This window comes from Geomicrobium sp. JCM 19039, from assembly GCF_000698145.1.
Lineage (GTDB): Bacteria > Bacillota > Bacilli > Bacillales > Marinococcaceae > Geomicrobium_A.
The window spans coordinates 17578-41285 of sequence record NZ_BAXB01000004.1; the positions used below are offsets into that span (position 1 = coordinate 17578).

18 protein-coding genes and 3 pseudogenes are annotated in these 23708 nt (G+C 47.7%); all 21 read left to right on the forward strand.

Annotation, left to right across the window (positions count from 1 at the left end):
- The first annotated feature begins 18 nt into the window (after positions 1–18).
- The 21 genes and pseudogenes from JCM19039_RS23610 (at position 19) to JCM19039_RS05635 (ending at position 23653) form a co-directional block, all read left to right on the forward strand.
- Positions 19–378 carry a hypothetical protein gene (locus JCM19039_RS23610; RefSeq protein ID WP_152550093.1) on the forward strand — a complete coding sequence of 120 codons (360 nt, stop codon included), beginning with the start codon at positions 19–21 and terminating at the stop codon, positions 376–378.
- Positions 379–478: 100 nt separating this feature from the next.
- Positions 479–1264 (forward strand): ABC transporter substrate-binding protein, encoded by a 786-nt coding sequence (locus JCM19039_RS23615; RefSeq protein WP_152550094.1) that lies wholly within the window; start codon positions 479–481, stop codon positions 1262–1264.
- 40 nt (positions 1265–1304) lie between these two features.
- Entirely contained in the window at positions 1305–1451 is a 147-nt protein-coding gene (locus tag JCM19039_RS24250; protein WP_193744152.1) for a hypothetical protein, read from the forward strand.
- The gene (locus tag JCM19039_RS21635) at positions 1445–1687 is read left to right on the forward strand and encodes a PaaI family thioesterase (protein WP_052398541.1); all 243 of its coding nucleotides are present in this window, start codon (positions 1445–1447) and stop codon (positions 1685–1687) included. The genes JCM19039_RS24250 and JCM19039_RS21635 overlap by 7 nt, the downstream gene beginning before the upstream one ends.
- Positions 1674–2803 (forward strand): annotated as a pseudogene (locus JCM19039_RS05560) (acetyl-CoA C-acyltransferase). Before JCM19039_RS21635 ends, JCM19039_RS05560 begins: the two are co-directional and overlap by 14 nt.
- Before the next feature lie 19 nt (positions 2804–2822).
- Positions 2823–3997, forward strand: a pseudogene (locus JCM19039_RS05565) (acyl-CoA dehydrogenase family protein).
- Between the two features lie 119 nt (positions 3998–4116).
- A complete protein-coding gene (locus JCM19039_RS05570; protein WP_042424788.1) occupies positions 4117–4878 on the forward strand; it encodes an SDR family NAD(P)-dependent oxidoreductase in 762 nt (253 codons plus the stop codon).
- A gap of 12 nt (positions 4879–4890) precedes the next feature.
- The gene (locus tag JCM19039_RS05575; RefSeq protein WP_042424789.1) at positions 4891–5340 is read left to right on the forward strand and encodes a MaoC family dehydratase N-terminal domain-containing protein; all 450 of its coding nucleotides are present in this window, start codon (positions 4891–4893) and stop codon (positions 5338–5340) included.
- Entirely contained in the window at positions 5337–5738 is a 402-nt protein-coding gene (locus JCM19039_RS05580; RefSeq protein WP_042424791.1) for a MaoC/PaaZ C-terminal domain-containing protein, read from the forward strand. The genes JCM19039_RS05575 and JCM19039_RS05580 overlap by 4 nt, the downstream gene beginning before the upstream one ends.
- A 219-nt stretch (positions 5739–5957) precedes the next feature.
- Positions 5958–6134: a hypothetical protein gene (locus JCM19039_RS24255; protein ID WP_193744153.1), complete on the forward strand. Its 177-nt coding sequence runs from the start codon at positions 5958–5960 to the stop codon at positions 6132–6134.
- Positions 6135–6166: 32 nt separating this feature from the next.
- Positions 6167–7434, forward strand: a pseudogene (locus tag JCM19039_RS25185) (sodium:solute symporter).
- 1 nt (position 7435) lies between these two features.
- Positions 7436–9124 (forward strand): M3 family oligoendopeptidase, encoded by a 1689-nt coding sequence (locus JCM19039_RS05595; protein WP_042424798.1) that lies wholly within the window; start codon positions 7436–7438, stop codon positions 9122–9124.
- 709 nt (positions 9125–9833) lie between these two features.
- A complete protein-coding gene (locus JCM19039_RS21640) occupies positions 9834–10490 on the forward strand; it encodes a hypothetical protein (protein WP_052398542.1) in 657 nt (218 codons plus the stop codon).
- On the forward strand, positions 10457–14284 hold the full coding sequence (locus JCM19039_RS21645) for a S8 family serine peptidase (RefSeq protein WP_052398543.1): 3828 nt from the start codon (positions 10457–10459) through the stop codon (positions 14282–14284). The genes JCM19039_RS21640 and JCM19039_RS21645 overlap by 34 nt, the downstream gene beginning before the upstream one ends.
- Before the next feature lie 56 nt (positions 14285–14340).
- Positions 14341–14973 (forward strand): Ig-like domain-containing protein, encoded by a 633-nt coding sequence (locus JCM19039_RS21650; protein WP_255343635.1) that lies wholly within the window; start codon positions 14341–14343, stop codon positions 14971–14973.
- Entirely contained in the window at positions 14946–15230 is a 285-nt protein-coding gene (locus JCM19039_RS27820) for a PKD domain-containing protein (protein ID WP_081834369.1), read from the forward strand. Before JCM19039_RS21650 ends, JCM19039_RS27820 begins: the two co-directional genes overlap by 28 nt.
- 503 nt (positions 15231–15733) lie before the next feature.
- Positions 15734–16819, forward strand: coding sequence for a YecA family protein (locus JCM19039_RS05610; protein ID WP_042424801.1), 1086 nt, complete (start codon positions 15734–15736; stop codon positions 16817–16819).
- 631 nt (positions 16820–17450) lie between these two features.
- Positions 17451–20156, forward strand: coding sequence for an S-layer homology domain-containing protein (locus tag JCM19039_RS05615; protein ID WP_042424802.1), 2706 nt, complete (start codon positions 17451–17453; stop codon positions 20154–20156).
- A gap of 1366 nt (positions 20157–21522) precedes the next feature.
- A complete protein-coding gene (locus tag JCM19039_RS05625; RefSeq protein ID WP_042424807.1) occupies positions 21523–22065 on the forward strand; it encodes an S-layer homology domain-containing protein in 543 nt (180 codons plus the stop codon).
- Complete coding sequence (locus JCM19039_RS05630; protein ID WP_193744154.1) at positions 21963–22607, forward strand: S-layer homology domain-containing protein; 645 nt, start codon at positions 21963–21965, stop codon at positions 22605–22607. Before JCM19039_RS05625 ends, JCM19039_RS05630 begins: the two co-directional genes overlap by 103 nt.
- Entirely contained in the window at positions 22604–23653 is a 1050-nt protein-coding gene (locus JCM19039_RS05635; protein ID WP_042424814.1) for a hypothetical protein, read from the forward strand. Before JCM19039_RS05630 ends, JCM19039_RS05635 begins: the two co-directional genes overlap by 4 nt.
- Positions 23654–23708: the final 55 nt, after the last annotated feature.

Below are 23708 nucleotides of genomic sequence, written 5' to 3' on the forward strand. Positions count from 1 at the left end.
TTAAGGGGGCTGTTCAAAATGAAAAAAATCATGATGAGTGTAGGAGTGACAACGCTTCTAATTGCAAGTGCTTGTGACGCTGACGAGACGATTGTATCTAATGGTGGTGAGGGCGATACGCCAGAAGCGGATGTAAACCCAGACGAGGAAGTGGAGCCTGAGGAAGTTATAGAAGCACAAGGAACCGAAGTGGTCAACATTGGCTACTCTGGCCCTTTGTCAGGTGCGGCTGCTTTTTATGGAGACAACACATTGAGTGGGTTATCGGTCGCTGTGAATGAGGTAAACGAAGCTGGAGGGTTTGAAGTAGGTGGAGAGATGTACTCGTTCAATCTCATTAGCTCGATGATCAATATTTGCCGAACGAAGCGGGTGTGAATGCACGACGGTTATCGCAAGAGTACGACACACCGATTGTTATATTCCACATAGTGGTGGGATCTACGCCTCACAAGTATTTAATGAAGATGAACAGTTCATGATTGGCGCTTACTCGAGTGAACCAGACCTTACTGACCAAGGAAATGATCTGACGTGGCGGATTCCCCCGACCTATGACCTCTACGCTCGACCCTTCTCTGAATATGCGATGGAGCGGTTTGGGACGCAACTGGCAATGCTGCCCCCAAGTACCCAGTATGGAATGGACTGGGCAGAGGAGTTGGGACCGTTATGGGAAGAGATGGGCGGGGAAATCGTTTATGACGGTAGCATTGATTTCAGTCGCGAAACAGACTTCTTTACAACGATCACGAACGCGTTGAGTGATGATCCTGATGTGTTATTTGTTGGAGGATCTTCGGAGCCAACGGCTCAAGTAATGCAGCAAGCGAGAGAGCTCGGTTTTGAAGGTGGATTTATCGTCATGGACCAAGCAAAAATTGATGAAATTGAGCGAATTATTGGAGAGGGAAGTGAAGAAGTCATTGAAGGTGCAGTTGGCGTTCCTCCGCTCATCTATGACGTTCATGACGGCAATCAAATTTTCATCGACGATTATCAAGAGGAAATCGGAAGAGAGCCTGGTTCTGAGGCAGGTTATCATTATCTTTCGATCATGATTCTTAAAGAAGCGATGATTGCTGCAGGAACGGTTGAAGATTCCACCGAAATCATGGCTTCACTTAATGACGGGTTAAATAACGTACCGGCAGAACAGCTCGTTTATCGTGTAACCGACATTGACGAGCTAGGTGGAATGAATACAGAGTTACGTTTCTCATATGTAGAAGATGGTGAGATTCTTATTGTCGATCCTGAATAGTTACTGCAGAGGCTTTTAGATAGAAAAAGGGGAGATGAGTATGGAGAAACACAGTCCATTTTACGAACAGCTCGGTTTTCGTAGTGGGGTTTGTGATCCTGAAGGCGTCTATATGGAATTGACCATCAGTAATGAACATCTAAATAGAAATGGCTCACTACATGGAGCGTACATGCCACGATGCTAGACAACGTTTTTGGCGCGACCATCCATCACTTAACGGGCTGCAAAAACGTAACGGTCACGTTGAACATTCACTATCTATCTCCAGTAAACAGCGGAACAATAACGGCTCGTTGTCAAGTGCTGCACATGGGTTACAAGCTAGCAGCGCTTGATGGCTTTATCTATGACGAAGATGGAAGCCAAATTGCGAAGAGTAGCGGCACATTTAAGTTGCTAAGGGGGAATGCAAATGTCTGAAATTGTGATCGTTTCGGCAGTTCGCACGGCAATTGGTAAAAAAGGTGGTGCGCTTTCCGAACTCGAACCTGCCGTGTACGGAGGCGCAGTCATTCAAGAGGCGCTCAATCGTGCAAAAGTAGAAGGGGAAGATGTTGATGACGTCATCTTTGGGAACTGTTTAAGCGGCGGTGGAAATCAAGCCCGTGTTTCAGCGCTAGAAGCGGGGCTTCCTTACACCGTTCCTGGATTAACGATCGATCGTCAATGCGGTTCGGGCATTAACAGTGTGACACTCGCTGCGGAACGAATTGCTAGTGGGCACGGTGAGATCGTTGTAGCCGGTGGAACGGAAAGCATGTCATTGCGACCGCACTTGCTGAGTGTTCACGGTCGCGAACCGACATTCTTTAAGCCGCGCCTCGCGCCAGAACAAATCGGAAACCCACCGATGGGAATTACTGCAGAAAACTTAGCATTGATGTATCGGATCAGCCGAGCAGAACAAGATGAGTTCGCGATCCGAAGTCAAGAGCGGATGGGCGAAGCACAGAAAAAAGGATGTTTCAACAGTCAGATCATAGCAATCGAGAATTTCAGCGTCGACGAACATCCACGACCGGACGTGTCGCCAGCTAAGTTGTCGACGTTGCCTTCTGTGTTTAAAAAAGAGGGAACCGTGACGGCAGGCAACAGTTCAGGTGTGAATGACGGGGCTTCAGCACTCGTATTGATGAGCGGAAAGGAGGCGCGCCGTCGTGGCCTTAAGCCAATGGCTACCGTCAAGAATTGGGCGGTTGCCGGCGTTGATCCGAATATTATGGGCATCGGCCAGTGCCTGCTGTCCAAAAAGTGTTAAAGCGATCCGGAAAGTCGCTCGCCGACATGGACCTCATTGAATGCAATGAAGCTTTCGCAGCCCAGACCCTTGCCGTTGACCGCGAGCTGGAATTTAATCACTCAAAGCTGAACGTGAACGGCGGAGCCATTGCTCACGGACACCCAATTGCCGCCACTGGAGGAATGCTTATCACGAAGATGATCTATGAGTTGGAACGAAGGGAAGCGCGTCAAGGGCTGATTACGGCATGCATTGGCGGTGGTCAAGGCATTGCTTTGCTCGTCGAAAGACAATAAAAATAAGGAGTGGGTACAGATGGATTTACGCCTGACGGAAGAACAGCGGATGGTGCAGTCAACGATTCGTAGGTTTGTGGAGAAAGAGCTCATGCCGCTAGAGAATGACGTTTTGAGAAACGAATTAGAAGGGAAACCCAGCCTCTCTATTGAAAAGGTTAATGAGCTGCAGAACAAAGCGAAAGATGCAGGATTTTGGGGAATTAATACACCTGCCGAGTACGGTGGAGCTAACCTTGGGCAAATGATGCTTGCGATCGTCTTAATGGAAGTGTCGAAGACGTTTGTGCCATTCAGTTTCGGTGGGTCGGCAGATATCATTTTGTATCGCGCCAATGACGCGCAAAAGGAGAAGTACTTACTCCCAACAATCGCAGGGGACAAAAAATCGTGTTTTGCTATAACCGAACCGGGTGCAGGATCTGATACACAAAACATTAAGATGACGGCGTTCAAAGACGGAGATGAGTGGGTACTAAACGGTGAAAAGACGTTCATTACCGGCGGAAACGAAGCAGACTTCGTCATGGTAATTGCTATCACCGATCGCCAGTTGCACGAGCGTACCGGTCGGGAAGGCGTGACGTGCTTTATTGCAGATCGCACGATGGTTGGACGTCCGAATACATCCACACGATGGGTGAATGGGGACCGGCCTCTCTCTTCTTTGATGATGTGCGCGTACCCGAGGAGAATATTCTTGGTGACATTCATAAAGGGTATGACCTTGGGCTCGAGTGGATTGGTTTTGCCCGCTGGATCGTCGGAGCAAGAGCCGTCGGTTCGGCGGAGCGATTGCTGAACATGGCCATTGATTACGCGAAAGAACGGGAGACATTTGGCCGACCGATTGCTGATCGCCAAGCCATTCAATGGCAAATCGCTGATTCTGCAGTTGAACTAGAAGCAGCGCGCTGGCTCGTTCTGAACGCCGCATTTAGCTTGGATAACGGTGAAGATAACCGACACCTTGCGTCAATGGCGAAGCTATACGGTGCAACGAAAGGCAACGACATTATCGACCGTGTCCTACAAATTCACGGTGGAATGGGGTATACGAAAGAGCTGCCGATTGAACGTTGGTACCGAGAAGCAAGGCTATGGAGGATTTATGACGGAACAGACGAAATTCAGCGTCTCATTATTAGCCGAAACTTGCTCAAAGGTCACGTGAAACTCGGACAATTCATCTAATTCAATCATGTATTAAGCGATTCAAATCTGCATCGAAGACCCGCTCAGCGTACCCAACGACTAGACATACGAACTGGCATTATTCTTGCATTACGTAACGGTGAAACGGAGGAATTGACATGGGAAACTTAACGGGAAGAACCGCACTCATCACGGGTGGCAGCCACGGCATCGGACTCGCCATCGCCAAACGCTTTGCCGATGACGGGGCGAATGTAGCGATTGTGGACATTAACGAAGACCATCTGTCCACTGCGAGCGCCTATTTTGCCGACAGGGACCAAGCAGCGATGACACTGCAAGCCGATGTGACCGATAAACAACAAGTGGAAGCGGCAGTGAAAGAAATCGTTGAGAGCTATGGCCAATTGGACATCCTGGTGAACAATGCTGGGGTCATCCGCGATAATATGTTCTTTAAGATGTCGGATGATGATTGGGATATGGTGATGAACGTTCATTTGAAAGGGGCGTTTCTTGCGACAAAAGCGGCACAGAAATACATGGTCGAACAGAAGTATGGCCGGATCGTCAACATTTCGTCAACATCCGCACTTGGAAACCGCGGCCAAGCAAACTATTCCACCGCGAAGGCTGGTTTACAAGGGTTCACGAAGACGCTGGCGATCGAGCTAGGTAAATTCAACATTACGGCAAATGCAATTGCCCCAGGCTTTATCGAAACGAACATGACGCGGGCGACGGCAGAGCGAATTGGCGTTGATTTTGACGACTTTGTGCAAGCGCGGGCGAAAGAGATCCCGGTTTCCCGTAGCGGCAAGCCTGAAGACATTGCGAACACGGCAGCGTTCTTTGCCGATGAGCGGTCATCGTTTGTGAGCGGGCAAGTAATCTATGTGGCTGGCGGACCGAAGGCGTAAAGGAGGGATCAAATGTTTGAACAGTCGATTGGAAAACGATCTGAAAAGGTGAAGAACACGGTCGAGCGCGGAGCAGTGAAGAAGTTTGCAGAGGCGATTGGTGACTTGCACCCGCTCTACATCGACGAGGCATATGGTCAGCGCTCTCGCTTCGGTGAAAACATCGCACCGCCAACGTTTCCCCGCGTATTCGCGTATGGCGCGATCGAAGGGTTGGTGCTCCCGCCAAAGGGCTTAATTCACGGTGAACAAAGGTATCATTATACACGCCCTCTTCTTGTAGGAGAAGACGTCTACTGTTTTCTCGAAGTGAAGAATTATGAAGAAAAAGCGGGCAAAAGTGGGCAGATGGGCATTCTTACGCTCGGTGGCCATGGGCTTGATGATGCGGGTGAAGCGATTTTTACTTCCGAGCAAGTGATTATTATTTCGGCGGCGGTCAGGAGGATGATGCGTGTATGACGATGCGCACAATGCAGCCGGGCGAGGAGCTGAAATCGGTGACGCTTCCGCCGGTATCGCGACTGGATTTAATTAAGTATGCGGGTGCTTCAGGTGATTTTAATCCGATTCATACGATTGATGAGGAGGCAGAGAATGCGGGGCTTCCAGGCATTATCGCCCACGGGATGTGGACGATGGGCAACTTGACCCAGTTGTTTACCCCGTATCTTGAGGACGGTCTCGTCACTGACTACCACATCCGGTTTCGCGGCATGGTATTTCTAGACGACGTGCTAACGCTCACTGCCACGTTGACTGAGCGAGACGGGAAGCATTTGACGTTTGATATTGGCACAGTAAAAACGAATGGAGACACCGTTCTTGCTGGGCAGGCGGTCTATGAACTTTATGAATGAGGGTAAGGGTCCGGTTCGGTGAACCGGGCTTTTTTTGTGCGGAAAAAAGGAGATCTTCTTTACTTCTCGAATGTTCCAGCAACTGGAGGTGAGGATATGGGAGACATGACGCTTTTGCTCGTTTTTTGCCTAGTGCCTGTCGTGCTTTCTTTTGTGCTTGGCGGCTATTGGCTCAAGCATGAACGTTTTCCGTGGGAGAAAAAGTAGGAGGTGAATGCGTTGATCTATGTAGGAGTAGCGATTGTGTTCGTGATCATGATTGTTACAGGTGTGAACTCGTACTTGCAGTCTAAAGGCCTCACGTCTTTTTATGTGGCCGCACGGAGCGGTCGTTGGTATTTGCTAACGGGATCGTTATTTGCCTCCGGGGTGAGCGGGGCGACGTTTCTTGCATGATGGCCTGGTTTTATGATTTTGGGGCAGGAACGATGTGGATTCCAGCAGGTATTGCGTGGAGTTATTTCATTTTGTGCTTCCTAATCGGTCCGAAATTACGACGTTTCGGTGAGTTAACGATTTCTGATTACCTCGCGGCACGGTTTGATAGCCCGTTGCTCCGTCCGGTATTTTCCATCATTGTCTCGGTCTGGATGGTCATCCTGCTCGGGTCCTTATACGTGCAAGGCGGCCTGTTGTTCGGAGAGATGTTTGGCTTTACGTATGCACAAAGCACGCTTATGACCGCAGCGATTGTCGTCATCTTTACCGTGTTTGGCGGGATGGTCATCATCTTAAAGACCGACTTTATTGGAACGTTTATTATCATCGGTTCCCTCGTCGTGACGATGCCGTTTCTCATCTCCGCCAGTGACGGTTGGACGTCGGTCGTTACGACCATTCAAAGCGAATCCCCCGACTATTTCACCTCGAGCGGTGAACTGTCAGCAATGATGGCTTTTTCATGGTTTTTTATTTGGTTGTTCGGATACTTAGGCAATCCTGGGTATTTGACCCGATTCTACTCAGCTGTGAATGAACGAGAAATCATTAAAGCGGGGATTGCCATTGCTGTCATCTATTTGCCTGCCCTCACCCTATTTTTCATTTCGGCAATGTATGCGCGCACATTATTTCCGAACATTGCGACCCAGAAATGCTCTGGATTGCATACACGTATGAGTATGCGCCACCGATTATCATCGGCATCGCCATGGCCGGTATGTTCATGGCCGTCCTCACCTCCGCCACTTCTTGGCTGCTCGCCGGTGCATCTAGTTTAGGTCGAGACATTTACCAAAAAATGATTCATCGGGACGTTTCTGAAGCTCGGATGCTCGTCGTGACGAAGCTGATCGTTCTCGGCTTAGCGGCGTTATCTGTACCCATTGGAATTGCTCGTCCCGGATATATCATGGAAATGATGAATCTCGCCTATTTGATTGCCGGAAGCGCCGGTGGGCTTGTCATTTTACTTAGCATGTTCTACCGGAACATGACGCGAGCGGGCGCTTGGGCGGGCATTCTCTCTGGTGGAGTCATCGCCATCGGTGCCACGGTTTTGCAATATGTTGGTGTTTGGCCGGAAGAGATCGACGCGATGATTCCGACGGTTGCAACTGCATTTCTCATCATTCTTCTCGTTAGCCGATTTACGCGTCCAAACGATAAAATGCTTGAGGTCTATGACCGGATGAATCAGCGTTCAAGTGAAGGGATTTCAAATGATGTGTCGAATAAGCAAGACGAGGTGATATGAGATGAAGAACTTTCATGATATTGAATATGTCGGGATTGATGTTGAGAACGTGAATGTGCGCACGAAAGAAATTACAGACGCTTTTAATGACGCGGAATCTTTTGAGCGACAAGTAGAGCTATTTGACAAGATGACTGTATTGAAAAGCGATGTGTATACACAAGGAACCTTGGCGATGATTCGTCATTCGATGGATACGACAGATGCTTTCTATAAAAAGGAAAAAGCGATTCTAGATGAGCAGATGCCGCAATTGGGCGAGGCGTTTAATCTGTTTTCGAGAGCGCTCGTAGATGCGAAGTTCCGTCCACAGTTGGAGGAGAAGTACGGCCCGCAATTGTTCCATTTGAAGGATTTGGAGTTGCGTACGTTTTCCCCGGAGATTGTGGGTGATTTACAGGAAGAAAATCGGTTAACGACGGCATATTCGCAGCTAATTGCGTCTGCTAAGATTCGTTTTGACGGAAAGGAATATACTTTGGCGCAGCTGCAACCGTTCGAGCAGGATCCAAACCGAAGTGTGCGCGAACGGGCGGTGAACGCGCGCACGTCTTTTATGCATGAAAATGAAGCGGAACTAGATCGTATTTACGATGAGTTGGTGGCGGTGCGGACAAAGATAGCTAAGAAACTTGGGTTTGATAATTTTATTGGGCTTGCGTATGCACGGATGAGTCGGACAGATTATGGTCCGGATGAAGTAATTCAGTTCAGGAAACAAGTAAGAGATCATATTGTGCCGCTTGCATCAAAGTTGTGGGAAGAGCAGCGCGAGCGCATCGGTGTGGATTCGCTCATGTATTATGACGAAGGGTTTCAGTTTACTGACGGTAATCCGAAGCCAAAGGGCGATGATGATTGGGTGCTCGAGCAAGGGCGCGTCATGTATGATGAATTGTCCGCCGAAACGAAAGATTTCTACCGGTTAATGCTAGACCAAGATCTGATGGACGTGCAGAGCCGCGACGGAAAGGAAAGCGGCGGGTACTGCACATTTTTGCCGAATGAAAACGTGCCATTCGTCTTTGCTAATTTTAACGGAACCGCAGGAGATGTCGGCGTGTTAACCCATGAAATTGGACATGCTCTCCAAAACTATGAAAGCCGCGACCTCGGCGTAATGGAATACTTAGTGCCAACGATGGAAGCTGGTGAAATTCATTCGATGAGCATGGAGTACTTCACGTATCCGTGGATGAAGAACATCTTCAAGGAAGACACAGACAAATATTTATACAGCCATATTGCTGGAGAAGTGCAGGCATTGCCGTACATCGTTGCTGTCGATGAATTCCAGCACATCGTGTACGCCAATCCAGAAATGACCCCAGCTGAGCGGAAACTCACGTGGAAGAGCCTAGAAGAAACGTACTTGCCGCACAAGAATTATGCCGGCAACGATTACTTGGACGGCGGCGCCCTTTGGCAGCGACAGCTCCATATCTACGGCGCACCGTTCTATTATATCGACTACAGCCTTGCGCAAATTTGTGCCATGCAGTTTTGGAAGCGTATGAACGAAGACCGGGAGGCCGCTTGGAACGATTACCTCGCTCTCTGCAAATTAGGCGGTTCAAAATCCTTCACTGAACTCGTCACGAGCGCAGGCCTCACCCTTCCATTCGAAGACGGTTGCGTCAAAGACGTTGTCGAGGAAGTCGAGAGTTGGCTCGAGACGAATCGCATGTAGTGCGGTTTGCGCGCATGGTGGGGTGGGCGAATTTCTCCGAAGTGCGAGCAAGCTGTCGGCGCGGGTCGCGCCGAGAGGAGGGCGGCTTTGGTTCGCCCCCCTGATGGGGGGCGACGTGTCGTAGGTTGTTGGGATGATGAGGAAACTGTTCTCAAGTTGGAGAAAAACGCAGGAAAAGTGGCCAATTCTCATAAACTAGGTAACAGAATGAGTGAACTTGGTAACAGACGGCGCGGTCACGTTTGTAGCCTGGGCTGAAATCCCCAAAATGCTAACGCCCGTACTCCCCACTCGAAAAATACTGGATGCTGCATCCACAAACCGCCAACCCCACCCGCACTTTATGCCAAATGATGTCAAAGAACGGGAATGCGGCATTGTTCTACACAAATCGACAAGAACTGGGCTGATTTCTTTCGGAATCGACAGGTTTTGTCATGACAATAGGCGGGCGGGAGGCTATATCGTTATGCCTAGATCCAGACGTGTGTTCGACGATTTTGTGTAGGATAGCTACAACGTTCGACCTAAGACTGGAAAAATAGGAAAGTGGTTTATTCTCATTTTTTTAAATATTAAATCTAGTAATATGATAGGACACCACAGACTTAAGGCTCTCGAACATACTGCTCACGAGGAGGTGACGTTCGGTTCTGTTCCCTTGTACATAGGGGTTGAAAGACCGATAAAAATTTTAAGGAGGAAACAGATGGGAAAAAAGGTGACGTATCGTCGGAATGTCGCTGTGATGATGATCGGTGCTCTTGTGATGTCTCCGTACGCTGGAGTGTTTGGGTCGGGTACGGCTCAAGCTGCTGAGCGTTCGAATGTGACGGACTTGCAGCGTGAGAATGCGGAAAGAGCGAACGAGAAAATTGATGATGAGGTCGCACAGGCATTCCGGAACAATGACCACGTTTCTGTACTCATCGAGATGTCTGATCAAGTGGATACGTCGGCAGCTGCCCAGCAAGGGTTGCAAAGTGTTGGCAGTGACGCCACGCCGCACCAACAGCGTCGCGCAATGAGTAACAGTGTATACAATGAGCTTCGCAGTACGGCCATCGACACGCAAGCGACACCGCTTGCGATGTTGGAGCGAGCACAAGCAGATGGCAAGGTGCTAGAGTATGAGAGTCTTTATATTATGAACGTCATTGCGGCAGAGGTGGACCGTGATACAGCACGGGCGCTATCCTTCCGCCCAGAAATTAGCCGCATTAAAATGGATGAATTTATTGAACTCGATCTGCCGGAAATGTCGCCAGAGAATATGGAATTGGCTGATAACAGTGTCGAGTGGAACATCGACCGTGTGAACGCTCCCGATGTATGGATGATCTCGGCATTACGGGCGAAGGGGTAACAGTCGGGATTATTGACTCGGGCACAGACTGGACGCACGAAGCGCTACAACAAAATTGGCGTGGTTACAATCCTGATGATCCAGAAAATTCCGACCCATACGGCAACTGGTTTGATGCCGTTGAAGGGCAAGATATGCCTTATGACTTAGCTTCTCAGCCTCATGGTACACACGTAATGGGAACGATTCTAGGACAAGACCCTGACGGCGATAACAAGATTGGGGTTGCACCGGATACCGAATGGATCTCTGCCCGTGCATTCTCGGCACTCGGAGGTACAGAATCTGACCTGCTTGCCTCTGGGCAATACATGTTAGCGCCTGAAGATGATCCTAGCTTAGCGCCGGACATTGTGAACAACTCTTGGGGCGGGCAACCAGGCGTGGATGATTGGTACCGACCGATGGTTCAAGCGTGGCAAGACTCCGGGATTGTTGGCGTCTTCTCTGCGGGGAACTCAGGTCCTGGATCTGAGACGGTAACGCCGCCTGCGAATTATCCGGAAAGTTATGCCGTTGCAGCGGTGGATATTAATGATGCGGTCGCAAGCTTCTCAAGCCGCGGGCCTTCACAATACGAAGACGATCTGAAGCCAAACATCTCCGCGCCAGGCGTGAACATACGTTCATCCGTGCCCGGTGGTTATGAAGCAGGATGGAACGGAACGTCGATGGCCGCACCACATATCGCAGGGGCAGCCGCATTGCTGCTATCTGTAGACAGTGGACTGTCGCCAAACGAAGTGTACGACATCTTAGACGAGACGGCTGAGCCACTAACTGATAGTCAATACACAACCGTTCCAAATGATGCGTACGGACTTGGGATGCTGAACGCATACGAAGCCGTCGCTTCGATTTCAGGAGATCTTGGAACGTTAGAAGGACAAGTTTTACAAGAAGGCAGTGACGATCTTCCGCCGGAAATCGAGCACTCGCCAGTTGATTCCGTTTTTGCTGGGTATGACGTACCAGTAACAGCGACAATTAGTGACGATGTGTCGGTCATTGATGCTGAAGTGTGGATGACAAACGACAACATTAACCACTATTATGTGTTCTCGATGGAGCAAGTTTCAGGGGACCATGAAGAAGGCACATATCGCGCAGTGCTTCCAGCAAACTTAATCGATGAAGATGGATTTGAATACTACGTTCAAGCACGTGACTACGGACGAAATATCGCTCAAACCGACACATACAATGTGGATGTCGACTTTGGTGTCGAGCCAGGCGAGTATAGCGAGGACTTCAGCTCTGAGCCTGTCGGCTGGACATTTGACGGCGACTGGGCGTGGGGTGAACCTGAATCAGGCCCTGAGCCTGTGAGTGGTGACAACCTCGTCGGTACAAACCTTTCTGGCAATTATTCTGACGATACGCACGTACTGTATAGCGTGCCACTAGACCTTCGCGACAGCGATACCGCTTCCCTACGTACGAACCATTGGTATGACGTCGTTGGTGGTGTTGACTATGCGAATGTACTCGTATCCGATGATTATGGTGACAGTTGGGACATCGCACAAGAGTTCACAGGCACAAGTGATGGTTGGGACTCACTCTATGTCGATTTAGACGACTATGCAGGTTCAAGCGAACCGGTACTCGTTTCCTTCGTCCTAGAGTCAAATAGCTCAACGACAGCTGAAGGCTGGTACTTGGACAATGTGAACCTCGTCGGTGAAGATACAACCGCACCAAACGCACCGGAAAGCTTGGACGTGCAATCAAGCACGGCAGGACTTCAACTTAGCTGGGATGCACCGGCGGATGAAGATCTTGATTTGAACAACTACTCGGTATACCGTTCGGTTGGTGACGGGTTTGATGAAATTGGCAACGCGACGTCCACAACATTCCAAGACATGGACGTTGAAGGGGGTACAGAGTATACGTACGCCGTAACAGCGAACGATTATGATGGCAACGAAAGTGAAACATCCAATGAAGCGACAGCCGTCGCACCGAACATTTCGGTGTTCTACCATAGCAACTTCCAAGATGATGATGGTGAATTTGAAAGTGGTGGAACGAACAGTTCATGGGAATGGGGAGAGCCAACCTCAGGCCCGAACGGGGCACTCACTGGCGACAATGTGTGGGCCACAAGCTTGTCAGAGAACTACAACAATGCTGAAGACAGCTATATCGGCAGCCCGGTTTTAGACTTGTCAGACGTTGAGCTAGCGGAGCTGCACTTCAACTACTGGCAAGATATCGAGAACAACTGGGATTACGGCTTGGTTCAAGTGTCTTCAGATGGTGGCGATACGTGGGATGAACTTGCAGAGTTCACGGGTCGTGACCAAGAATGGGCACAAGCTGAAATTTCGCTAAATGATTATTTAGGTGAATCGATTCAACTCCGCTTCGCTTTTGATTCTGACAGCATCATTACGTATGCTGGCTGGTACATCGACGATGTAACCGTCGTTGGAACGAGTGAATCGGTCGATCATGTTGCTGAAAACGAAGGCGTATCCATCGAGCGTCCAGATGTGGAACGCGTGGAACGTGATCTCGATGCGGTCACGAGCATTCCAGCACCAGACGGGACGTCTGATTATGAAGAATCTGACGTTCGGGAAGAAACGAACGCCCAGCGTCCAACCATCGCCGGTCTCCCGGTCGATGCGGACGTAACCATTTTAGAAACGAACCGTTCGACGAGCACGAATCCTGCAACAGGCGCGTACAGCTTAAACCATAGTGAAGGTACATTCACTGCGGTTGCTGAAGCTTACGGATTCTATGCAGAAGAACAAGAAGTCACCATTAGCTCAGGTGAAAGTACGACAGCGAATTTCATGCTCAATGAAATTCCGACCGGAGAAATTAGCGGTACGGTCGTCAATGAACGTAACGATGAGCCAATTGAAGATGCAACCGTACGTGTGCTAGAAGATCCTTCACTCGTTGACGGTGTGACCGATGAAGACGGCACATTCCTCATTGAAGATGTGCTAGAAGGAAGCTACACGTTGGCGGTTTCTGCACCGAGCTATCACAGTACGCAAGTGAGCGGTATTGAAGTCGTTGGTGGCGAAGTGACCGAAGTATCGGTTGAGTTGCGCCCATTCATCGGCTTCGATGATGAAATCGCTTATGACAATGGAAACCCAGAAAATGCACTCGTATTGAATGCCGCAAACAACGGGATGGCCGTTCAATTTACACCGGCGGAAGCTGCCATTGTCAACGGGGTGAACGTGTATGTGTGGGGAGATGACTTCCCAGTACCCGGCGGTACAGAAACGCAGTTTGCCGTCTATGATACCGATGGAAACGGCAACCCGACGGACCGACTCGTTGAACCATTTGTCGTGGACGTCGAGCGGGATGCATGGAACTACATCGACCTATCAGAACATGGCATTGTGACCGATCGTGATTTCTTCATCACTTCCATTCAGACAGAAATTGGTGACTTGTCACCAGCGATTGGTACGGACATGGCAACAGGTGATGCTCAAGCTGAACGTTCGTACTTGTACGTCGGTGGAAGCTTCCAGCAAGAACTTGCTTACGGAAACTTTATGATCCGTGCAGACGTTTCTTATGAACTTGAAGCACCAGTTATTGAAACGCCTGAAGATATGACGCATACGAACGAAGATACGATTTTAGTTGAAGGTACGTTGAATGAAAATGCAGATGCAGAAGTAATCATTTACAACAATGAAGAAGAAGCAGCGGTAACAGAAGCCGATGCTGGATCATTCAGTGTTGAAGTGCCTCTCGATGAAGGTGAGAACGAACTTGTTGCACGGCAGAAGTTGAAGATGGTCTAAGTGACCCATCAGCGCCTGTAACGGTCATTAAAGATACTGTTGCACCGAACGTAACGATTGAATCACCAGAAGATGGTGACATCACAAACCGTGAAACAGTCACCGTAACGGGCTCAGTGGAAGAAGAGAATCTTGATGAGCTCACTGTCAATGGTACTGCGGTTGAAGTAGACGATGACGGTAACTTTAGCCACCGTGTCCTCCTTGACCTTGGTGAAAATGAAATTGTTGTTGAAGCAACAGACCTTGCAGGAAACACGACAACGGAAAGTGTAACAATCCGTGCAGGTTTTGAAGCGCCAACGATTGAAAATGTACAACCTAGTGAAGATCGACATCTTGATGCAGGAGAAACGGTAACGATTTCTTTTGATTCAGTGTCTGGATTGGACGCGTCCTTCTCCATTCGGATGCCACTCATCAATGACCCGAGTAATGTCGTTGAGTTGCCGATGAGAGAGACGTCTGACGGTCATTACGTCGGCTACTGGACGGCGATCTCAAACGCTGTTGCTGAAGGCGCACAAATTGAAATTCGTGCCACAGATGAATTCGGCAATGAAGTTCGTGAAACCGCGGATGGCAAGCTGTACATCAACACGCCTAGTGATGATGAGCCAACACCAAGTGAGCCGAGAGCGGTCATCGACATGCGTCATCGATTGATTCTGGCAAGAGCTTCGTATTAGATGCGAGCTCGTCTGAAGCCGATGGCGAAATTGTTGATTACTCCTGGTCATTCGGCGACGGCACGCGTGCTTCAGGTGAATCGGTCTACCATACGTACCACCGTTCTGGCACGTACACGGTAACGCTCGGCATTACCGATGAGTATGGCCAAACCGATCAAGTGACGCAACGTATCCAAGCAGTTGGAGAAGCGTCCGTCATCCTTCCGGTCCCACGCCCGGGACACGGAGATGTACGCACACCATTCTCTTTCTAAAATAGCCCCCCCTGGCTAAATGAAAACCAACCAAAACCAACATCTATTATGGATGTTGGGTTTTGGCGTGAGTGGAAGGTGAAGCGAACCCAGACCCAACTTGCTGTCGGCGCGGCTCGCGCCAACAGCAAGTTGGTAGTTTGTGCTTTGCGGGAAGCACGAAACCTGATTCTGTTACGTAGCTTAGGTATTCTGTACTCAAATTGGGGAAAAGTTTCCGTTCTGCGGAATAATTGGACCGGCTTGGGCTCAGATGGAACAACTAGATTACAGTTTTTAGCCAAGAAACGCGAGTACCACCCCGCACGCCAAATACTTGTAGAGCGGCACGGTCAATGCCTATAATAACGCGTTAATTGATGGATTGTTGGGTGGTTTTTCTCGTTGGACTGGCGCTATGCTTGCTAGGGAGATTGTCATTTTGTAAGGAATGGATTATCGTAGTCTTATAGCATGACATTCGCTTGGTGGTGAGCCAAGCGTTTTATATGTATAAGGAGCGGATGATCATCGAACATGTAGGAAGAAATGAACCTTGCCCTTGTGGAAGCGGGAAAAAATACAAGAAATGCCACGGAAAAGAACCGGCGATGCCGATTGCACAAACGGTTAATGAAAATTTAAAGACGTTGCAAGAGGAGTTTTTGCAACAAACGATGAAAAAAGATGCGAAGAGAATTGATCGAGTCATTCGGAGTGTATATGACTTGGACAAACTCGATCGGCAAGGTCGAGATTATGCGTACTTTTTTGCGGGGTTGTGGGTCATCACGAAACATCCGTTCGACGGTCATACGATGATGGAGCGTTTTGTCGAACATAAACAAAAAAGTATTTGGAGACCTTCTGTTGAGGAAAGTTTCAAACGCTGGCCAGCCGTCGGTCCTTCGGTCTATCGTGTGTTAGAAGCCGAATCAAAGGACCTCATCTTTGTGGAAGATTTGTTTTCCAATGAGAAAAGTCAGCTTATCTTAAATCCTGAGGAGCGTTCGGAAGATCGTGCACCGGAACGTGGTGAAATTTTGCTTGCGGTATTACTGCCAGCAGGGGACAGTTACCAATCGCTTGCCGCTCCGTTGCACTTACTCGGAACGGTTGCAAAGGATCGAGAACAACTGATCATTGAAGCCTTTGAAGCGAGTGGTCGATCTGAGACGTTTATGGATGACCATTTCATGCATGTGCTCATGCTTAGTTTATACGGAAAAAAAGAAGAGCAAACGAGTGAAACCCGCACTGAGCGTTATGACTCAAAAGAACAACAAGTCGTGGCGAACGAGTATAATAGCTACATTGAAGCCCATGGCAAGCCCGAGTATAAAGAAGTGGGAGAGTTGTTGTGGCAGCGGTATACCGAGCGTGAAAACCCGCGCATTCAAAAGCCTGAAAGCTATGCGGCAGCACTTACGTACTTGATTGAAACAAACATCGCAGGTGAAAAGGTGACAAAGAAATCCATTGCTGAACACTTCTCTATTTCTACGAGCACATTATCCAACAGGCATAAACAGATGGAGACTGTTCTGGAAGAAGATATTCAAGAAGTGAATACGGCTCTGGAACAACTCGAAGCAACTGAATCGATGTGAAAAAACGAGCGTTAGGATCGACAAAGATCCGGACGCTCGTTTTTATTTATCGTCAAGCATAGCTTGGTTTCGGTATTAATGACCCGTGACAAAAGACATATAGAAGCGTCAGTTTCACTTCAAGAAGTGGCGGGATTTAGTTGTAGGTTAGATTAGTAATATAGAATCTTCATATGTTGAATAATTCATAAACTATATGTTTATCGTGTTAGATTGAAGTGAAATTCATAGATGAAAACACAAAAAACAGACCATAGATGTATTTTCATAGAAAAAGCCATGAATTCGAGAAATGGGCAAAACGTAGGTTTAAAATAAGAGAGATGAGTGATATGGTAGGTTACGGAATATACTAGTAATGTTTTCCTGTAAAACTATTTTTTGGACTTGTTAGTCCTAGAAATTATTAGTGTGAAAGGTTTAAAACCCATGAAAGCGCTATATTTCCAGGATTAATATTCAGAATATCCAGTGATGACAGGAAAAATAGTACATGGGAAATATATGAAAATATTATTTGACATACGAATTTCATAGTTTATATAATATTTCATGTTAGTATCTTCCAAAAATGATCTTAGGGTCCTGATCCTAAAAACTCAGTACGATAATTTGCTAGGAGGCAATATGAATGGCTTATAATCCGAAGTCTTATCGCAAAGTAATTGCAGGTACAATGACTGCAGCAATGGCGGCGTCTGCATTCGCAGTAACGACACCACAGCAGGTGGCGGATGCTCAAGAGCAAACATTTGTTGATGTTCCACCAACGGATACACACTTTGAAAATATTGAACGTGCAGCGGAGCGCGGCATTATCACGGGCTATAGCTCAGACAACACATTTCGTCCATCTGATAACATTATTCGTGGACAAGCAGCGACAATGATGGCGCGTGCCCTCGATCTTGATGTTCCTGAAACAGTAGAAGAAGATCTTTACCCAGATGTTTCAGCTACGCATACGTTTGCACCCGTTGTTAAAGCGGTAACAGAGGCAGGCGTTATGACTGGACGTCTTGGCAACACGCAATTTGACACAGGTCTTGATGTATCTAGAGAGCAAGTTGCATCCATGATCGTTCGTGCGTTCGATCTTCAACCAATTGAAGGTTCTGACGCAGTTGTTGAAGATATCGATGATGCATACTCTGCACACCGTGAAAACATTGAAATTCTCGCTCAATACAACATCACATCAACGAGTGACAATCACTTTAATCCACAAGCGTCTGTAACACGTGGACAAATGGCAACATTCTTAGAGCGCACGTTCGACGTTGTGCACACACAAGATTCTGGTCTTGTAAGTGTAACGGCTGTAGACCAAAACACTGTTGAAGTGGCGTTTGATCACGAAGTTAATGCAGAAGACATCACAGCTGATTTCTTTACATTCAACAACGACCTTGATGTCTTAGATGCTGAATCTACAGACGACAATGTAATCACGCTTACGACGAGTGACCAAGTTGAAGATACAGCGTACACGCTTAGCTTCGACGGCGAGCGCACAACGCTTTCATTTATCGGTAGCGGCGAAGCTGGTGACGTTGAAGAAGTGGCGATTGAAAATGCTGCAGCAAACGTTGAAGGCTCAACAGCTACAGTTACAGCCGACGTAACAGGCGCAGCTGAAGATGCAGAAGCACATGTCGCGATCGTTGATGCTGACGGTGAAACGGTTCAAGAAGCAGACGTAGCGGTTGAAGACGAAGCAATTTCAGCAGAATTTGCTGGATTCCTTCCAGGCGAATACACAGCTGAAATCACAGTTGGCGACGCTGAAGCAAGCGTTGACTTCGAAATTACAGAGCTCCTCCTTCCACTTGAAGAAGCAGCGGCTACAACAACAACGATCCGCACCGAAGAAGGCCAAGCGCTTGAATTCACTGTTGACGGATATGCACTTTCGACTGCTGAGCTTGAAGAAGCTGGGTATGAGGTGGAGTACGTATTCAACGACAACAACTTCGAATTGAATGAAGAAGGATTGTTCGATGCAAGTGGATTCAGCCATGAGGACACAATTTCTTACGCTGTTGAAATTACTGATGGTGAAACGACAGTTCGTACAGATCGCCAAGACGTGAATATTTTTGATGCAAACGTAGCGACAGAAGTTACAGAAGCTGCACTATTCATCGGTGACGATCAGCTTGAGAACAACCAAGCGCCAATCAACCATGACGATGAAGTTGAAGTGAAAGCTGTTGGAGCGGTAAATGCATTCGGTGAAGAGTTGGATGAAGAAATTGTTGAAGAACTTACAGTAGAAGACATTCGTTCTAGCGTTTCTTCAGTAGCGAACTACAACAACGATCGTTTAAACCTTGTTAATGAAGGAACGACAACACTTACTGTTTCTTTTGACGGTATTGAAGAAGCGGTAACATTGGATATTGAAGTGATCGGTGCGGAAGAGCTTTCAGCAATTGAAGAAGCTGGTGAAACGAAGCGCTTCGTTCGCAATGCTGATGGAGTTGTAGGAAACCTTACTGTAAATGCATTGAACCAATACGGTGGTGTTTGGACGGGTGACGAGAGCGTTGATGTTGAGATCACTGATGCTGAAGGCGAAACTGTGATAGTTGATCAGTCGATTATTGACGAAGGTCAAATTATCGTTAACCTTAATGAAGTAACTGAAGGTGGTCTTGAAGCAGGTACGTACACTGTAGACTTCACTCATGATGATGTTGAACTTGGTTCCGTCACTGTTGAAATCATCGAGCATGACAGCAACGATGTTGATAGCTATTTCTTTGACATTGAAGAAGATGTTCTTGACCTATTCGTTGAAGATGCAGAGACGCCTGAAGGAGAAGTCATTGCTCCATCAGATGTAGTTGTTACAGAAGATTTAACGGTTAATGGTTCTTATGAGGGTGTACAAGTAGATCAAGATGTTGTTTCTAGTGCACTGGAAGCATTGCCAGGAAATATTGAAGTAACGTCTTCAAACCTTGATGTTGTTGACATCAATGATAGTGACGATAACACTGAATACGAAGTTGTCGCTAAAGGTGCAGGTACAGCGACACTTACGCTTGTACAAGTGGAAGGTGGATTCACAACTCAACTTGCTTCTGTTGAAGTAACAGTAGAGAACAGTGCGCCACAAGTAACAGAGCTTACTGTTAAAGAAGATGAAGAGCTCGTTGTAAACGCTGAAGGTACGATGATTTCAAACCTTGAAGCTCTTGAGTCAAATGTAGAAACAATCACTGCAGATATGATTGAAGAAATTATCTTCTCAAGCAGCGATGAAGAAGTAACGATCGTTATTGCTGACCTCTACGGCGGTGGAACATTCGTTCTTCCTGCAACTCGCTAATAAATTTACTGACGAAAGACCGGGCAGGATGCCCGGTCTTTTTTTATGAAAACGACTAGATTTTAAAATGCTAGTCAAGTGATTTACTAGAAGGAAGCGCTAGATTTTAACATCTGGTAAGCTCGGTAAAGTAGAAACTGTGCTCGAGTTGGGGAAAATCGCAGGAAAAGCGGTAGATTCTCATAAACTAGGGAACAGATGACAAGGTCACGTGTGCATCCCCGCGCCGAACCTAGTCCGATTTGGCTTCGGCCTGCTGGGGCCGACAGGTTGCTTGCTTATGGGTAGTGAATCTGCGCTCCAGTTGGAACAAACTGCGCGCAAGTTTAGCGGAATGAGCGTCGAAATCGTTAAACGAGGCAAACTTGCGCGCAGAAACCGTAAACTAGCGCGCAAAATGGCACCAAGCACCGCGCTATTCCTCCAATCCAACAACCAACAGGGCAGATCAGGAAAATCTTATGTTCATTCTATATAGATCGTTTTGGGTGCGATCTATATAAGTTGAACGAAAGAATTTCACTGAATCAGATGACCGAGATCGGTCTTTACAGGCAAACGCCTACCTATCGTCTGTTGAAGATCATCTCACTTCGATGTCGATCGTTGTTCGTTGCTGCAAGGATTGTGGGCAACACGGAAGACGTTTGCTGAATGATAAAAAGACGTGACCGATGGTCACCATCTGGCGCAAGCGTGTGATGACCTGGCACTTATGTGACAATCCAGTCTTTAAACCATGCACTTTCGACCCTCAACGGTCACATATATCCCGATTTGTGACCGTTGACTCCGTTTATGTGCCCACCCACGTTTAAAATGAAAATTTTTCTTTCCCAAGTGTCACAAAAATGAATATATGGGGTATTTGGGCTTCTTTCCACACTGTGACCAGTAGACCAGAAACGTGAACCGTATTGCTCTTATGCTCTGAAGTGCAAGCATCCGCTTGGCGTGGGAAGCAACAACGAACTGTGCAACTAGGAAAATGTTAAGTTCATTCTATATAGATCATATTTTACTAGTATTTACCAATTAAATCGATTTGATGCTATTACTATAAATCGCTGATTTTTTGCGTAAAAGGTGGGCTTTTACGAAGTTACCTTCAAAATGAAGCTACTTGTCGGCAACCGACGTGTCGAAGTAACACCTCAGTTTACAAGAATTCGAGCAGTACCGAGACAGGGAGGGTGTTGTCGGCAAAATATATAATAAATATGTTCCTTTGAATACTAGCGTTGTCTTTCTAATTAACTGTAATCTATGAAATAAATTTAAATTATTTGAAATGTGTGTGTAAAAACAAGATACATAGGGTAGTAGAACTATAGTCTGAATTTATAATTGATAAAGGAGAGGTTCCATGAGCTACAAACCGAGATCATATCGTAAGTTTTTAGCCGGAACAGTTACGGCCGCAATGGCGGCGACGGCGTTCACGGTGACTACCCCAGCACAGGTAGCCGATGCAGAAGAAGGTGTGGTGTTTAGTGACGTCACACCGAGCACGTTTGGCTACACCGAAATTCTTCGCAATGCGGAGCGCGGCGTCATTAGTGGTTATTCTGATGGCACGTTTCGCCCAGGTGAAACGATTAACCGCGGGCAAACGGCGAACTTGCTCGTTGATGCGCTAGGGTTTGACCGAGGCGATGTAGGCGACGTGCCGTTCGATGATCTTTCGGATGATCATGTGTACGCAGAAGCAGCGACGATCATGCAAGAAGAGGGCATTATGGTCGGACGTTTCGGCGGCACGATGTTTGACGCAGGCAACGGCATTAGCGTGAACAGATGGCGTCTGTGCTCGTGCGTGCGTTTGGGCTTGAGAACACAGGTGAAGATACGAACCTCGTCGACTTGGATGACGCATACGCCGCCCACCGTGAGAACATCGAGATTCTGACGCAACACGGAATTAGTACTGTAGAGAGCGGAGAATTCCGCCCGGGCGAGACGGTGACCCGTTCTGCTTTTGCCGTATTTCTAGACCGTGCACTTATTCATCAATATACAGAAGCGAGCGACATTACCGGCATCGAAGCGGTAAACAATACGACGGTTGATGTTCACTTTGATGTGGCGCAAACGGAAGCGGATACGATGAATTTCACGTTTGACGGGTTGGAGACGCTCGATGTGGACATTATCGACGACGGTTATACGGTTCGTGTAACGACGAGCGAGCAAGAGGAAGGAAAGGAGTATTCGTTCTGGTACGGGGAATCGCCAACGACGCTCACGTTTACCGGTGTCGCCGAAGCGGACGAGCCAGATCCGGAACCAGAACCGGAGCCAGAACCAGAACCGGGCACGATTGAAGCAGCAATTGCCGATCTACAAGCAGCGTACGCTGATGAGGACGAAGCGGATTTCTTATCTGCCTCAATGATTTGTATGACTTTGATCATGATGATCTGTCGTCAGAGGTGTTCTCTGAGTACGTGAGTTCCTACATGGACGGTTATGATGGCGAGTCGACCGTACTGGATATCGACCGTTTCGTCGCAAGCGTGAACCTTGAGACGACACTTGTAACCATTCAAGGCGCGGATGAAGACGACATCTTGCCTGCACTCAATCGCTTGGAATTGGTAAGTGATGATTTTGAGTATGTGGTCGGTGGTATTGTTGAAGGCCAAGTGTATGTGGATGCGGTGAGCGAGCTAGATTTTGATGCTGATGATATTATCGATCAGCTACAAGCAATGGTGGAACGCATTGCCATTGAGAGTGCACTAGAGCAATTGAATGAGATGGATGAAGAAGACGCTGAGCTGATGGTTATCTCCAATCTCCATAACTTACGAGAAGTTACCGGTGCGTTTGATGCCAATATGGTGTTGCCGTACCGAGCAGAAGCTTATGCAGCAGCATTCTCAGATGATGATTATCCGACAGGTACGGTTGAAGAAGTGGTCGCGATGCTAGAAGACGTCAACGACGGCGAAACGATGCCTGAGATCGAAGTGACGATCGATTCAATCGGAGATTATGATTACGTTGAAGAACAGATGGAATTGACGGGCGAAATTGACCCGTATGATTCAGAATGGATGGTCAATGTCACACCGACCGTCGTTGATGAAGATGGCGATATTGTCGGTGTTGGGGTAACGATGGAAACGGATGAAAACGGTGAGTTTGAAGCAATCATCATGATGGACTTGGCTGAAGAGTCTGGAGAGTACTATATTGAGTTCTCAACGCTATACGTGGATGAAGAGATTGTAAGCGTACCGTTTTATTTCCATGTCGAGCCTAGACAAATTAATGAGTTAGAAAGTCCATCAGATGCAACAGCTGAACATTTTGCATGGTTGATCGAACACGCTGAGGAACTTGGTGTGAATGTGGAAGCTTATGAAGCGCTAAGTGAGGAAGAGCGTCAAGCAGCTTATGAAATGGTTGTTGAGCGTAAGCCAGAAGGTGGTTTCGCATCAGTACAGCAAGTCGTTGATCTCTTTAATGCAGCAACAGCTGACCCATCATAAATGATCGAGAAGATCCGGGTTTCGCCCGGGTCTTTTTTTGTGTTTTCAGTTCTCA

What these genes read in the sequence shown, in the direction of transcription:
- JCM19039_RS24250 (WP_193744152.1), top strand. Translation starts at nt 1,305, where the DNA reads ATGGAGAAACACAGTCCATTTTACGAACAGCTCGGTTTTCGTAGTGGG.
- JCM19039_RS05610 (WP_042424801.1), top strand. Translation starts at nt 15,734, where the DNA reads ATGATCATCGAACATGTAGGAAGAAATGAACCTTGCCCTTGTGGAAGC.
- JCM19039_RS21635 (WP_052398541.1), top strand. Translation starts at nt 1,445, where the DNA reads ATGCTAGACAACGTTTTTGGCGCGACCATCCATCACTTAACGGGCTGC.
- JCM19039_RS23615 (WP_152550094.1), top strand. Translation starts at nt 479, where the DNA reads ATGATTGGCGCTTACTCGAGTGAACCAGACCTTACTGACCAAGGAAAT.
- JCM19039_RS21645 (WP_052398543.1), top strand. Translation starts at nt 10,457, where the DNA reads ATGGATGATCTCGGCATTACGGGCGAAGGGGTAACAGTCGGGATTATT.
- JCM19039_RS05580 (WP_042424791.1), top strand. Translation starts at nt 5,337, where the DNA reads ATGACGATGCGCACAATGCAGCCGGGCGAGGAGCTGAAATCGGTGACG.
- JCM19039_RS05570 (WP_042424788.1), top strand. Translation starts at nt 4,117, where the DNA reads ATGGGAAACTTAACGGGAAGAACCGCACTCATCACGGGTGGCAGCCAC.
- JCM19039_RS05615 (WP_042424802.1), top strand. Translation starts at nt 17,451, where the DNA reads ATGGCTTATAATCCGAAGTCTTATCGCAAAGTAATTGCAGGTACAATG.
- JCM19039_RS23610 (WP_152550093.1), top strand. Translation starts at nt 19, where the DNA reads ATGAAAAAAATCATGATGAGTGTAGGAGTGACAACGCTTCTAATTGCA.
- JCM19039_RS05575 (WP_042424789.1), top strand. Translation starts at nt 4,891, where the DNA reads ATGTTTGAACAGTCGATTGGAAAACGATCTGAAAAGGTGAAGAACACG.
- JCM19039_RS05595 (WP_042424798.1), top strand. Translation starts at nt 7,436, where the DNA reads ATGAAGAACTTTCATGATATTGAATATGTCGGGATTGATGTTGAGAAC.
- JCM19039_RS05625 (WP_042424807.1), top strand. Translation starts at nt 21,523, where the DNA reads ATGAGCTACAAACCGAGATCATATCGTAAGTTTTTAGCCGGAACAGTT.
- JCM19039_RS21640 (WP_052398542.1), top strand. Translation starts at nt 9,834, where the DNA reads ATGGGAAAAAAGGTGACGTATCGTCGGAATGTCGCTGTGATGATGATC.